The 14,148-nt window shown below is 37.2% G+C and carries 10 protein-coding genes; 9 read left to right on the top strand and 1 reads right to left on the bottom strand.

The features are described 5' to 3' along the window. Positions 1-21 precede the first annotated feature (21 nt). Positions 22-1,335 (bottom strand): nucleotide sugar dehydrogenase, encoded by a 1,314-nt coding sequence (locus tag MHH64_RS20970; protein WP_340002401.1) that lies wholly within the window; start codon positions 1,333-1,335, stop codon positions 22-24. A gap of 327 nt (positions 1,336-1,662) precedes the next feature. On the opposite strand from MHH64_RS20970, the gene galU reads away from it, so the two are divergent. The 9 genes from galU to MHH64_RS20925 all read left to right on the top strand — a co-directional run bounded on the left by galU (position 1,663) and on the right by MHH64_RS20925 (position 14,133). Continuing rightward, complete coding sequence (gene galU / locus MHH64_RS20965) at positions 1,663-2,547, top strand: UTP--glucose-1-phosphate uridylyltransferase GalU (protein ID WP_095307880.1); 885 nt, start codon at positions 1,663-1,665, stop codon at positions 2,545-2,547. 341 nt (positions 2,548-2,888) lie between these two features. Then, on the top strand, positions 2,889-4,013 hold the full coding sequence (locus MHH64_RS20960; protein WP_251661620.1) for a glycosyltransferase: 1,125 nt from the start codon (positions 2,889-2,891) through the stop codon (positions 4,011-4,013). 24 nt (positions 4,014-4,037) lie between these two features. Continuing rightward, positions 4,038-5,198: a glycosyltransferase gene (locus MHH64_RS20955; protein ID WP_251661618.1), complete on the top strand. Its 1,161-nt coding sequence runs from the start codon at positions 4,038-4,040 to the stop codon at positions 5,196-5,198. Beyond that, complete coding sequence (locus tag MHH64_RS20950) at positions 5,199-5,972, top strand: glycosyltransferase family 2 protein (RefSeq protein WP_251661616.1); 774 nt, start codon at positions 5,199-5,201, stop codon at positions 5,970-5,972. Between the two features lie 157 nt (positions 5,973-6,129). Beyond that, positions 6,130-6,924: an ABC transporter permease gene (locus MHH64_RS20945; RefSeq protein ID WP_251661614.1), complete on the top strand. Its 795-nt coding sequence runs from the start codon at positions 6,130-6,132 to the stop codon at positions 6,922-6,924. Between the two features lie 33 nt (positions 6,925-6,957). Further along, a complete protein-coding gene (locus tag MHH64_RS20940) occupies positions 6,958-8,559 on the top strand; it encodes an ATP-binding cassette domain-containing protein (protein WP_251661612.1) in 1,602 nt (533 codons plus the stop codon). Between the two features lie 37 nt (positions 8,560-8,596). After that, positions 8,597-10,552: a glycosyltransferase family 2 protein gene (locus MHH64_RS20935; RefSeq protein WP_340002399.1), complete on the top strand. Its 1,956-nt coding sequence runs from the start codon at positions 8,597-8,599 to the stop codon at positions 10,550-10,552. Next, a complete protein-coding gene (locus tag MHH64_RS20930; RefSeq protein ID WP_340002398.1) occupies positions 10,533-12,695 on the top strand; it encodes a glycosyltransferase family A protein in 2,163 nt (720 codons plus the stop codon). The genes MHH64_RS20935 and MHH64_RS20930 overlap by 20 nt, the downstream gene beginning before the upstream one ends. Positions 12,696-12,714: 19 nt before the next feature. Beyond that, entirely contained in the window at positions 12,715-14,133 is a 1,419-nt protein-coding gene (locus MHH64_RS20925; protein WP_340002397.1) for an ATP-grasp fold amidoligase family protein, read from the top strand. Positions 14,134-14,148: the final 15 nt, after the last annotated feature.

The raw sequence follows: 14,148 nt of genomic DNA, 5'->3' as shown, positions 1-14,148 counted from the left end.
CCCGATTTTCTTAATATCAAATTATAAACTCCAGTAATGATATCCTCTTGCTTCTGATTCTTTTCTGTCAAAGATGCTTTTAATATCAATTAACACTTTTGAATCATTTTTGTAAAGCTCTTCCACGTTATCTAAACTATAAGATTCCTGGAATTCCTTGTGAGGAACAGCAAATACTACACAATCCAACTCTGTTAATTCCTCTTGCTCTACTAAGCGAATGTTAAATTCATTATAAACCTCTTCGTTCTCAGCAATAGGGTCATAAACGAGTGTCTCCACACCGTATTCCTCTAATTCCGTAATAATATCAATGATCTTTGTATTGCGGACATCTGGTACATTCTCTTTAAAGGTAAGTCCAAAAATAGCTACGCGTGCACCGTCGATTTCTTGCTTTGCTTTTATCATTTTCTTAATGATATTGCTTGCAATGTATTTACCCATATCATCATTAATTTTTCTGCCAGAAAGAATGATTTGCGAATGATATCCTAGTTGTTCGGCTTTATAGGTGAAATAATATGGATCGACACCAATGCAATGTCCACCAACTAATCCAGGTGTGAATTTAAGGAAATTCCACTTTGTTCCTGCAGCTTCTAAGACAGCTTTTGTATTAATATCCATTTTATTGAACACCATTGAAAGCTCGTTCATAAATGCAATATTGATATCTCGCTGCGAATTCTCAATTACTTTAGCTGCCTCAGCAACTTTAATGGATTCTGCTTCAAAGACACCGGCTTCAATAATAGATCCGTAAAGGTTAGCTATTTCACGAAGTGCAGATTCATCCGAACCAGAAACAATTTTCGTGATTTTTGTTAATGTATTTACTCTATCACCAGGATTAATTCGTTCTGGAGAATAACCAACTTTAAAATCAGTTCCAAATTCCAGACCAGAAACTTCTTCAAGGATTGGAATACAAACTTCTTCTGTTGTTCCAGGGTATACCGTTGACTCATAAACGACGATGGAACCTTTGGTTAAATTCCTTCCAACGGTTTCACTTGCACCAATCACCGGATTTAAATTAGGGGTCTTGTCGGTATTGATTGGAGTTGGTACAGCGACAATATGAAATTTACAAGATTGTAATTCTTCCTCTTCACTCGTGAATTTTAGGCTCGTTTCTTTGAGTGCCTCGTCGCCAACTTCGTCTGTTACATCAATTCCGCTTAAATATTTATCCAATTTAGCCTTATTTACATCAAAGCCAACAACATCAAATTTCTTAGCTAGTTCTATTGCCAGTGGTAGACCAACGTATCCTAAACCAATAACTGCAATTTTCTCTTCTTTTGCTTGTAATTTCTTAAACAATTCCATGGTATCGTTGCCTTCCTTTATCTGTTTGGTTTAATTCATATGAAGCTTTAAAATAAGTAGTGATTTCTGGTTAATAAACTGGGGAATGTTTTTATTCTCAATTCATCCATTGCACTACTATCTTTCAATATGCTTATCAAAATTACTATACATCTATATATTGAACTTGTATAGCAATTACTATTATACAGATTTTGACTATTTATTGCATTTTTTTATTGAAAAATTGGATAGTAAGTGGCGATATGATAAACTAACAATAGCAAATGAAAAACTAATATGAACCTTAATATACGGCTATTTAATCTAATAGAAGGAGCGCATAAGATGAAAGTAACCAAGGCTATAATTCCGGCGGCGGGATTGGGAACTCGTTTTCTTCCGGCAACAAAAGCCCAACCAAAGGAAATGCTTCCAATTGTGGATAAACCGACGATTCAATATATTGTAGAAGAAGCAGTTGCATCTGGAATAGAAGACATTATTATTATTTCTGGTAGAGGAAAGCGTGCAATAGAGGATCATTTTGATAAGTCTTATGAGCTTGAAGAAAAGTTAGCACATAAAGGGGACTTCGAAATGCTTGAAATGGTCAAGTCTATTTCGAATTTAGCCAATATCCATTATATCCGACAAAAAGAACCAAGAGGCTTAGGTCATGCGATTGGATGTGCACACAGCTTTGTAGGAAATGAACCATTTGCTGTTTTGCTTGGAGATGACATTGTGGAATCAGAAGTACCATGTTTAAAGCAGCTTATCGATGTGTTTGATAAAAATCAATCTTCCGTAATCGGTGTACACGATGTACCAATGGAGGATGTATCAAAATACGGCATTGTTAAGCCTTTAACGACAGATGATAATAGTTCTTCCGTCCGAGCGATTGAATCATTAATTGAAAAGCCAAGCCAAGATGAAGCTCCATCTAATTTGGCAATTATGGGAAGATATATACTTTCACCTGAAATTTTTGATATTCTTGCAAAACAAGAGCCAGGGAAAAATAACGAAATTCAGTTAACTGACGCCTTAAATAAGTTAAACGAAAAGGAACAAGTACTTGCATATAACTTTACTGGTGAACGTTATGATATTGGTGGAAAATTAGGATTTGTACAGGCGACCATTGATTTTGCCTTAAATCGACCAGATTTACATAATGAAATTAAGGCATATATGGAGCAAAAACTGAAAAGTTTAGATCATTAATAGATAACAGCCACAAAAAGGATCTGCGTTTATCATACCAGATCCTTTTTTTGTAATAAACTTTAACATCAATTTACATTATATTAAAATACCTTTACAAGAAAAGGACAATGTAACATTAAATTGTACATAAGACACCTTAATTGTAATGATTTCGACAATTTATTTATTGTTGCCGCTATGGTATAATTCGTTCAGTGTATTTTCGGTCTATTAATGAAAGAGAGCAAAAGCGGAAGCGCCCGATTAGCGACGTACGAGTTGGACGTGGCTGTTCCAGTACAAGAAATGTTTCCAGCCAAATCTTATACTTTCTTTACTTAAAAAAGGATGACGATCTCGTGGAGAAGAAACGTGTTTTATTTTTTATTTACCAAATGGGTGGCGGTGGAGCTGCTCGAACATTATTGAACATTATAAATAATATCGATAGATCGAAATTCATTCCAATACTTGTTACGTTACAATACGATGGAAGCTATGAAAAATATTTAGATCAAGATGTGAAATTTATTAAATTGAAGACGAAACGATTAAGATCAGCGATTCTTCCGTTAGCAAAAGTAATTCGGGAAGAAAAAGCAGCTATCGTATTCAGTACGATACCGAATTATAACACGATAGCCATTTTAGGAAACCTTCTTTCTTTTTCTGGTGCGAAAAATATCGTGCGGGAAGCAGCTTTCTTGGGAGGTAGTCCTGCTGCTGATTTTAAATTAAGATTATACGGGCTTTTATACAAGCTTTCCAGTCGCGTGATCGCACTCTCGCACGGTGTAAAAGAGAATATTGTAAAACGTTATAAGGTAAAACGGGAAAAAATAAATGTTATTTACAACCCAGTTGATATCGAACGTATTCGAATTAATATGAAAGAGGGAATACTTCCACAGGAACATGAAACCATTTTTACTGGGAGTGAAAAAGTAATCATCACTGCAGGAAGGCTGGTTCAGGATAAGGATCAACAGACATTGATTAAAGCGGTTGCCGATGTAAGTCGACGCTTGGATGTGAAGCTTGTTATTCTTGGTGAAGGTGAACTGGAGGATGAACTAAAGCGACTTGCTGATAGAATGGATGTTGCTGATAAAGTGTTCTTCCTTGGTTTTCAACAGAATCCATATGTTTATTTCGCACATGCTGATGTTTTCGTACTATCCTCCAAGCGAGAAGGCTTTGGGCATGTTCTTTCAGAGGCACTAGCAACAGGGACACCTGTCGTTTCAACGAAGGCTTATCCTGGAGCTGAAGAAGTATTAAATGATGGGGAATACGGGCTAATGTGTGAAATTGGGAATGCAGAACAACTGGCAGAAAAAATTTATGAAACATTAACCTGGACAGTTGATAGGCGTGAGCAGGCTATCCAAAAAGGACTGGAGCGTGTGAATACATTCCGCGCACAGACGATTGTTAAACAATATGAAGACGTATTTATGAAAACACTAAATAAAACGTATTAAAAGTTGAACAGGAGTTGAAGGAGTATGCATACTCCAAAACGTGTTGTTCAGTTAACAACTGTACACCACCCATATGATCCAAGGATCTATCATAAAGAATGTAAGTCATTGCAAAAAGCCGGCTTTGATGTGACGTTAATCGCTCAATCAGGCGACCAGGATTCAAATACAGATAAACCGATAAAACATATACCATTAAAAAAATATAAAAGCAGATTAAAAAGAATGACAGTTGGGGCATTCGCAGCATATAAGGAAGCAAAAAAAATAAACGCAGATGTCTATCATTTTCATGATCCAGAGCTTTTGCCAATAGCATGGCTATTAAAAAATAAAAACAATGTCGTCATTTATGATATTCATGAAGATTACATTACAAGCATTCTGCAAAAAGATTATATGGCAATGCCGATTAGAAAAATGTTTGCGACAGTTTATAGATTAATGGAACGCTTTTTTGCTCGTAACTTTGAATTATGTCTTGCGGAAAAATACTATAAGGATATTTATCCGACGGGGACGTGTGTGCTAAATTACCCGACAGTTAATGAAAAGTTTTTAAATAGCAAACGTGAAACCCCCGCAGAGAATAAAGTCCTGTATACTGGAAATGTGTCCATTGTACGAGGTGCAATGTTTCACGCTCGCATACCGGTAATTGATGAAGAGATTGAGATGCATTTCGTAGGTAAATGTCCAAGTGACCTGGCAGAAAAAATGTACGAAGCAGCCGGAGATAAGAAAGCAAACTTAAAAATTGAAGGAATCGATCAGTTTATCGAAAAAGAAGTTATTGAGGATCGCTACCTACAGACAAATTGGCTTGCAGGGATAGCTCTTTTTCCTCCAACAGAGCATTATATGAAAAAAGAACTAACCAAGTTCTTTGAGTATATGAATGCAGGACTGCCGATAATCTGTTCAAACTTTCCTGTCTGGGAAAAATTTATGGAAACCTATCAGTGTGGAATAGCTGTTGACCCATATGATGATGAAGCGATAAAAAAGGCAATTTCTTATCTTAAAAATAACCCTGAAGAAGCAAAACGTATGGGGGAAAATGGGAAAAAAGCTGTTGCAGAGGAATTGAACTGGTATACAGAAGAGCAAAAATTAATCTCCTGGTACCATGAATTACTTGATTTAGAAGAGAAAAGTATGCGGGAAGAAGGAATCGGTGATTAGATGAAACAAGATCCACTTATATCGGTAATTACCCCTGCTTATAATGCAGAGCGGTTTATCGGAGATACGATTGATTCTGTTTTGGATCAGACGTACGCTAATTGGGAAATGGTGATTGTGGATGATCGTTCCACTGATAATACAACGACGATTGTGGAAGAATATAGAAAGCGTGATAATCGAATCAAGTTAATTGTTCTGGAAGAGAATAGCGGTTCAGCTGTAGCACGTAATACAGCAATGGAGAATGCTAAAGGACGCTATATTGCTTTTCTTGATAGTGATGATCGTTGGTTACCAGAAAAATTAGAAAAACAGCTTCATTTTATGCAAGAGAAAGATATCGCTTTTTCTTTCACAACGTATGTTCGAATCCTGGAGGATGGAACGAAGACAAATGCGGTCAGTAGTACACCAGAATCCGTTAATTATGATGACTTAATGAAACGATGTGTTATTGGCTGTTTAACTGTTATGCTTGACAGAGATAAAGTTGGTCATTTGACAATGGTCAATATCCGAACAAGGCAGGATTATGTTTATTGGTTAACCATTACGAAAAAGGGTTTCCTTGCTTATGGACTTCCCGAAATATTAGCCGAATACCGCCTTGTCGGCAATTCAATCTCAAGTAATAAGTGGAAAGCTGCAAAACGAAACTGGTATGTTTTCAGGAAAATTGAAAAGCAAAGCCTGCCGAAAAGTATATGGTACTTTGCGCATTATGTAGTGAGGTCCATTATGGATCTTATTAAATGGAGAACGAAGCGGTAGCCTTTCGTTTATTCAAATATAATTATAATAAATTTATAATGCGTTAAATCAAATTATAATAAAATTTTTCACTGAAAAAGAAAATGAATATAATTATAATAAATAGAGAAATGAACCGAAGCTTTTAGGTTTTAAATATTAGGCGGTGTCATGAATAATGAAAAATTATATGCAAGAAATGCTGAAAAGAAAAGATTTATTATTTTACTTAGTCAAATCCGGTTTGAAAGCAGAACACCGGAATAGTTACTTGGGATATTTTTGGTGGTTGCTGGATCCATTACTGAATGTATTGGTGTACTACTTCTTAGTAGTAGTCGTATTAGGGCGTGGGGAAGAGAATTATCCGCTATTCTTAGTTATTGGATTAGTTGCTTGGCGTTGGATAAGTACAAGCATCAACTCCTCCTCAAAATCAATTTTGAGATATAGCTCAATCATTAATCAAGTGTCCTTGCCAAAAGCGTTATTTCCGTTATCTTTTACACTAACCCAATTATTTAATTTTGCATTTGGGTTGATTGTAATAGCGCTATTCCTTGCTATTTATGGCATAGTACCGACCTGGCATGTCTTTTACCTGCCACTTCTTATTGTTATCCAATTAACCGTACATTTGGCATTAGGGCTTGTTCTCGGATTCATTACGATATTTGTTCGAGATATTGAGAATTTGATGACCTATATAACGCGTATGTTCTTCTATGCTTCACCAATCATCTGGGAAGGTGGACGTTTATTAAGCAGTGGAAAAATTCCTAGTTGGCTTGAACCGTTAATTGTGTATAATCCAGTAGCGATTATTGTTACTGCTTATCGTGATATATTAATGAACCATCAAACGCCAAACCTAATTGGACTCGCAATTCTTTTCTTGATCGCAATTATTGTAGGAACATTTATGATCTATTATTACAGTAAAAACGAACATAAAATTATTAAGGCATTATAATACTGCCATATTTATAATAAATGAGGGGTAAACATGCAGGATCAAATGAAACATAATACGCACGAATCGCCAGAAAATGTTATCGTTGCTAAAGATATAGGTGTTTCCTTTAATGACCGTGGCTATCAGGATGATATAAAATCACGTGTTTTTGGCATGTTCGCTAAAAAAGAGAAAAAGAAGAAAGAAAAAGTCTGGCCATTGAAGGATATCGATTTTACAGGTCACCAAGGGGAAATCCTTGGTATCATCGGTTCGAATGGAGCTGGTAAGACGACATTAAGTAAAATCATTGCCGGAATTCTGCAGCAGGATAAAGGGACAATGCAAGTTGACGGCAAGGTAACTGCATTGTTCTCGTTTGGAATGGGCTTCAATAAAGAACTGACAGGAAGAGAGAACGTTTTTTTAAATGGCATGATGCTCGGAGTCAGTAAATCATTGATTAATCATTATATTGATGATATCCATGAATTCTCAGATATCGGTGATTTTATTGACCAGCCAATGAAATATTATTCCAGTGGTATGAAAGCAAGACTCGGATTCAGTGTAGCTGCTCATTTGGAGCCAGAGGTGCTTATCCTTGACGAGGCGTTGAATACAGGGGATGCACGCTTTAGTAAAAAAGCGGCTCTAAAAATGAAGGAGCTTGTTAAACAAGCGAAGATGGTAATTATTGTTACCCATAGTCTCAGATACGCACAGCGAAATTGTGATCGATTAATGTGGATTAATCAGGGCGTGGTAAAAGAAATTGGCGATCCGAAAGAGATTATTGCACATTATAAAGCAACGGTTCCTATGCCACCTAAACGCAAACGAAGCCTGGAGTTAAACAAAACGGAGAGCTCGGTTAAAGATAAAACAATTGTTCGGGCTACAAATGTGGGTATTTCCTATGAACTTAATACAGGCACATTCTGGGCGTTAAAGGATGTTAATTTTGATATAAAAGAAGGCGAAGTAGTTGGGATTATCGGTCATAATGGCGCTGGAAAAAGCACGCTTTGCAAAGTGCTGACAAATATCTTGAAGCCAGACCGGGGCGATATTCAACTAGAAGGGGAAACCTCTTCCCTTTTAGGGTATGGAACAGGATTTAATGCACAATTATCTGGAAGAGATAATATCTTCTTGAATGCGATGCTTCTAGGGATACCTAAAAAAAGAGTACAAGCCAAATACGATGAAATTGTAGAATTTTCAGGTCTGCAAAAATCCATTGATAAACCAGTCAAACAATATTCATCTGGTATGAAATCAAGGCTTGGTTTTAGCATAGCTGCTATATTGAAGCCTGATATATTTATTATTGATGAAGCACTCTCAACTGGTGACATGGCATTTCAGCAAAAGGCAAGTGAACGAATCCAAGACATGATGTCTCATGCAAAAGCGGTTATTATCGTTTCGCACAGTATGAACTTTGTGGAAAAAGTATGCACTAGAGGGATCTGGATGGAGCGTGGACAGGTTCGTTTTGACGGAACAGCGGAAGAGGCTGTCGCTGCATATCGGGAATCACTTGGAATAAGTAAAACTGGAAACGCAAATAAAAAAGTTGTAAAACAAATAAGAAAACCAGTAAATAAACAGGATTCTTCAAAGAAGCCTGTAGAAAATAAAGAATAATGGTACCGTTTGGTGGTGACAAGAAGTGATTCGTGTAATGAAAAAGGTAGTCTTAGCCCCTGTTGACTGGGTTGTATATACCGTTTTAAATGAAAAGCAGCGAAAGGCTCTGACGGACATTTTTACAGAAGAGCAGAAGAAGCAAATAAAACGAATAATAACTGGAAGAAAACAGGCCGAGAGACAAAAGCTCAAACAAATTAAGTATCATCTGTACAATCTAGGGTTTACAGAAAAAGCGCTTGGCGCATTAGAAGATTATTATACCAACATAAAAGATCCACAGCTAAAACGCCTAGCCGCTTGGGAGCTAACATTGTGGCACGCAAATCAATATACAAAAGAAGGTGCTGGAAAAGCACTAGAATATATTGCAGCAGCTAAAAGTGGCGAGAATGATGCGGACCAATTACGGCGAATTGCTATTGTCCAAGCTGAATGTCATGAAATGTGCAATGAAATAGAAAAAGGCAAAGAAGTTATTAACGGCATGCTTTCTGCTCAGAGACATGCAGACCTTTATCTTGCAGCTGCTAATTTAGAAGACGCTCTTGATAAACGGATGGAATGGGTCAACAAAGTAATGGAGTTATATAAGTTACAACCGATTGGATTTACACAAACAGATCGCTCACCAGTATATGATGACCTGCAAACCATAGCTTTGGATCGGAAAATTGAGGATGGGCCAAAGGTGTCTGTCATTCTGCCAGCATTTAAGGCTGAGGAAGGTATACGGGTTGCTATTGAATCGATACTTTCGCAAACATGGCAAAATATTGAGCTTCTAGCTGTTGACGACTGCAGTCCAGACAATACAGCGAAAGTTATCGCTGAATATGCAGAAAAGGATTCACGCGTAAAGGCCCTTTCAACCCCGGTAAACAGTGGACCATATGTTGCTCGAAATATTGCGTTAGACCATGCAACTGGAGATTTTGTCACCATTAATGATGCAGATGATTGGTCACATGCGGAAAAAATAGAGATACAGGTAAAACATTTGCTTGACCATGAGCATATCATTGCAAATACATCTGAGCATTCAAGGTTAACGGAAGAAGAGCTGAAATTATATCGTCGAGGTACACCAGGCAAGTATATTTTCCCAAATATGTCTTCTATTATGTTCAGACGCAAGCAAGTTCTTGAAAAAGTTGGCTACTGGGACAGTGTACGATTCGCGGCAGATGGTGAATTTAAGCGAAGACTGATTAAAGTATTTGGAAAAAATAGCTATGTTGATTTGAAAACAGGTCCACTATCATTACCAAGACAGTCCGTTACATCGCTTACAGGGAGCTCTGCATTTGGATATAACGGCTTTTTCATGGGTGTAAGAAAAGAATATGTAGAAGCTTTGGAGTATTACCATCATACAGCAGAGACACTGTGTTATCCTTTTCCAATGACAACTAGAGTTTTTCCAGTTCCAGAGCCAATGTGGCCGAAACGAGAGGGAAAAACGGACGGCAAACGCTTCTTTCATCTTGTAATTGCGACGGATTTTCGAATAATTAATGAGGAGCAAATCAGCTACATTAAGGAAATTTATGCGAGAAATGACGGACGAATTGGTCTCGTGCAAATCAATCAATACAATGTTGCTCCATCTAAAACAATAAATGATTCCATTCGCAATATGCTTGATGAAGATAGATTACAAATGCTTGTATATGGTGAACAAATACAAACAGATAAGCTAATTATTTTGAATCCGATTGTTTTAGAAGCATATCAAAGGTACGTACCAACTGTTTTTGCAAAGTCATTAGATGTTATTGTGAACGAATTACCAAGCCATGAAGGCTATCATATTTCTAATTGTTTAAAACACTTAAAGCAATACTTTGACCAATCGGGAACCTGGTATCCCGAAACACTTGAAATCAAGAATGCCTTGATAGAACATCATACAGAAGCGTCAGGTGAAATCAACTTCAGTGAACATGTATGGGAGAAGAGCTGGGTATATGATGAAAAAACAAACTGAAATGAATAAGCCCGAAGAACAGAATACGGCATTTGCTGATCAATTGGCTGAATTAGAAGCAGACTTAGAAAAAAAATTAGCCAAAAAGAAAGCAAAGCAGCAGAGTTTAATGGAATATAAGCGCGAATTTATGCAGGCACAGCACCTGATAAAAAAACTGGCAAAGTATAAACGCGAAGGGAAATCCCTTATTAGATCGATTCCAGCCTATGCATTAGGCAGAAGGAATATCAAGCAGGTCTACAGCAAAGCATATAAAAGAAAACATGCCGAAAATCAACTGAAAAAATACAAAAAGCATCTATACGATTTAGGGTTTATTGAAAAAGCTTTAGCCGATTTACAACAATTGCTCATAACTACCGATAATAATTATTTGAAAAAAGCAATCGCTTGGGAGCTAGCCTTATGGTATGCGAATAAGCTTACGAAAGATAGTGCAAGCATGGCTCTTAAATATATTGCTATTTCAATGGATAAAGAGAATAACCAAGAGACTCTCAGAAAAGCGGCGATACTAAAGGCAGAGAGCTATGAACTCCTAGGTGAACAAGAAAAGGGAATGAGACTTATTACAAATCTGCTCGTTTCAGATAAACATGCAGATTTGTATGTAGCCGCAGCGAATTTAGAAAGAACGATTGAAGGTAGAGTTGAGTGGATCAATAAGTGCTTAGGTCTATACGAATTACAGGAGATAACATTGTCACCTGATGCTGGCACGGGTGCTTATTATAGATTAAGAACCAACCCGATTCAAAGGAAGCATGCAGCAGATGGGCCGAAAGTGTCGATTATCATTCCTGCTTATAATTCTGAATCGGGAATTCGTGTAGCGGTTGAATCCATGCTGGCCCAAACGTGGGACAACCTTGAAATATTGGTTGTAGATGATTGCAGTACAGATGATACAGCAAAAGTGATTGCGGAATATGCCACAATGGACGAAAGAGTAAAACAGCTCACTACACCAAAGAATAGCGGGCCCTATATAGCTCGCAACATTGCTTTACAACAGGCAACAGGCGAATTTGTAACGATTAATGATGCAGATGATTGGTCGCATCCAGAAAAGATTGAAAGACAAATGAATCACTTAATGGAACAGAAAGATATCATTGCAAACACCTCTGAGCATGCAAGACTGACAGAAGAACTTAAGCCCTATCGAAGAGGTATGCCAGGGAGATATATTTTCTCAAACATGTCATCGATTATGTTTAGGAGGGAACCTGTGCTTGAAAAGGTTGGTTACTGGGATAGAGTCCGATTCGCGGCAGACAGTGAATTTAAAAATCGTTTAATTGCTGTCTTCGGTAAAGAAGCTGTAGTGGATTTAAAAACAGGACCATTATCATTTCCAATGCAATCATCTGGTTCACTAACTGCAAGCTCTGCTTTTGGGTACAATGGATTTTTAATGGGGGCACGCAAAGAGTATGCTGAAAGTTATCGGTTTTACCATAATCAAACAGACACATTCTACATGCCTATCCAACCCGAAATAAGACGGTATCCCGTGCCAGAGCCGATGTGGCCAGAGAGGGAAGAAAAACAACTCGGAAAGCGACATTTCGATATCGTCTTCATCTCGGACTTACGATCAAAGCCAGATCAATATATCGTTCTACAAATAAAGGCATTACAAGAAATGGGTATGCGAACAGGGCTGATTCAAATGGGGGAATATGATTTGAAAATGCCAAAAGAAATAAATCATTCTATCAGAGAACTGCTTGATGGCGATTCTGTACAAATGCTCGTATATGGAGAACGGATTTCTTGTGACATTTTAATTGTGAACAATCCCGCTATCTTTGAGGAAAAGCAACGATATGTACCGAATCTAGATGCAAAAGTTGTTCGAATTATTATTAACCAGCCTCCTGGAAATAGGGGGGATAAAAGTTACAATCTTCGAAGGTGCTCCAGGCATATCGAAGAATATACGCACACAAAAGCAAAGTGGTACCCAATTAGTGAGGAAGTCCGCGATAACTTGTTGGAAAACCATCGTAAAGAATTAAAATCGATTCCATTATCCACTGAAAACTGGATGAGTGAAAAATCATGGAATCAAATGTCATTTGCATCCTTTATAGAAAATTGGTTGGTGGATGAGAATCCATTTAAACTGGAATAAGGCAAAGGTGGATGATTGGATGAACGAAGGTAATGATAATCAGCTTGATATGGAAAAAAACGCTGTTTCGATAGAAAGACAACATAAAAATGAGGAATTAATCAAACGATTGATTAAAACAGAAGCAGCGATTAAAAAGGCAGAAGCTGATATTAAAAATAGTGAAAAACAGATACAGCAAATAAAAAAAAGCAAGACATGGAAACAAACAGCTTCGATTCGTAACGTATTGCATGCAAGCCAAGATCCACAAATAATGGATTTAGAAAACGAGGTTGAATCTATTCGTCATGAATTATATGCTGCAAAGGAAATAATAAACACGCTTAAATTAGAATCTGAGAAGCTAGATTATAATCATTTATGGAGAATGGCAAAGGAAAAGAAGAACGAAGGCACATTAATAGCGTTCATGGAAGATGTCATGGAGCGAAAGCAATCGTATGATGAAAATTACAATCATCTATTAAAGGCAGCCGCTCGTTTATTTATGCATGAGAAGAAGGCATATAAACAGCTTGTTTATCCAAAGCTCCTGTCCGGGCTAAAAGTAGAAGATATTCCAGAGTTCATGATCAGGTCAGGGCTTTCAGAGGAAGAGATTTCATTAAAACCGGCTTCCTCTTACCGTGCCAGTCTAAATATGCGCATGCGGGAGCATCAGCTGCTGGGAACATTACCAGAAATGCTGCTGGATGATAAAAAGGTTGCATACCGATTTATGAATCGATTAAATATAAGAACACCAGAGATTTCGGAGCGCACGTACACATTAGAAGAAATACCTGAAAAGAATGGGATAGCAATCAAACCTAATGATGGAGCAGGTGCTCGCGGTGTATATCTCGTTTATAATAATAATGATATAATAGATATCAAACAATCAAAGACAATTGCTAATTGGCAAGTTTTAAGGAAAAATATGGAGAGAGACATAGAATCCGGTCGAGTTAGCAATAATGAATGGTTCTTCGAGGAACTAATACTTGAAGACAAAGATAAAAAAATACCTGCCCGCGATATTAAGTTTTATTGTTTTTATGGAAAAGTAGCGCTCATCTTAGAAATTGTACGCTACCCGGAAATAAAGCATTGCTGGTGGACAGCATCAGGTGAACGAATTGGAACTGGAAAATATGATGAAAGCTTATTTAAAGGCCAAGGCGTAACAAATGCTGAAATTGAGATGGCCACAGCGATTAGTGCTGAAATACCTTCTCCTTTTATAAGAATCGATTTTCTAAGGTCTGATGAGGGATTGGTGTTTGGAGAATTCACACCAAAACCAGGCAATTACGATGAGTTTGATATTCCGACAGATAAATGGCTAGGAGATTATTTTATAGAGGCACAAGGTCGATTAACCAATGATTTGATAAATGGCAAGGAATTTATTCATTATACGAATTTAAAAACGAATGTTTATTTACAAGATTGAAATGGTGGAATGTAG

The sequence above is a fragment of the Oceanobacillus sp. FSL K6-0127 genome, from assembly GCF_037983385.1.
In the GTDB taxonomy this organism is placed as follows: Bacteria; Bacillota; Bacilli; order Bacillales; family Amphibacillaceae; genus Oceanobacillus; species Oceanobacillus profundus.
Note: the sequence above shows the minus strand (reverse complement) of the source record. Positions and strands in the feature narration are given on the sequence as shown.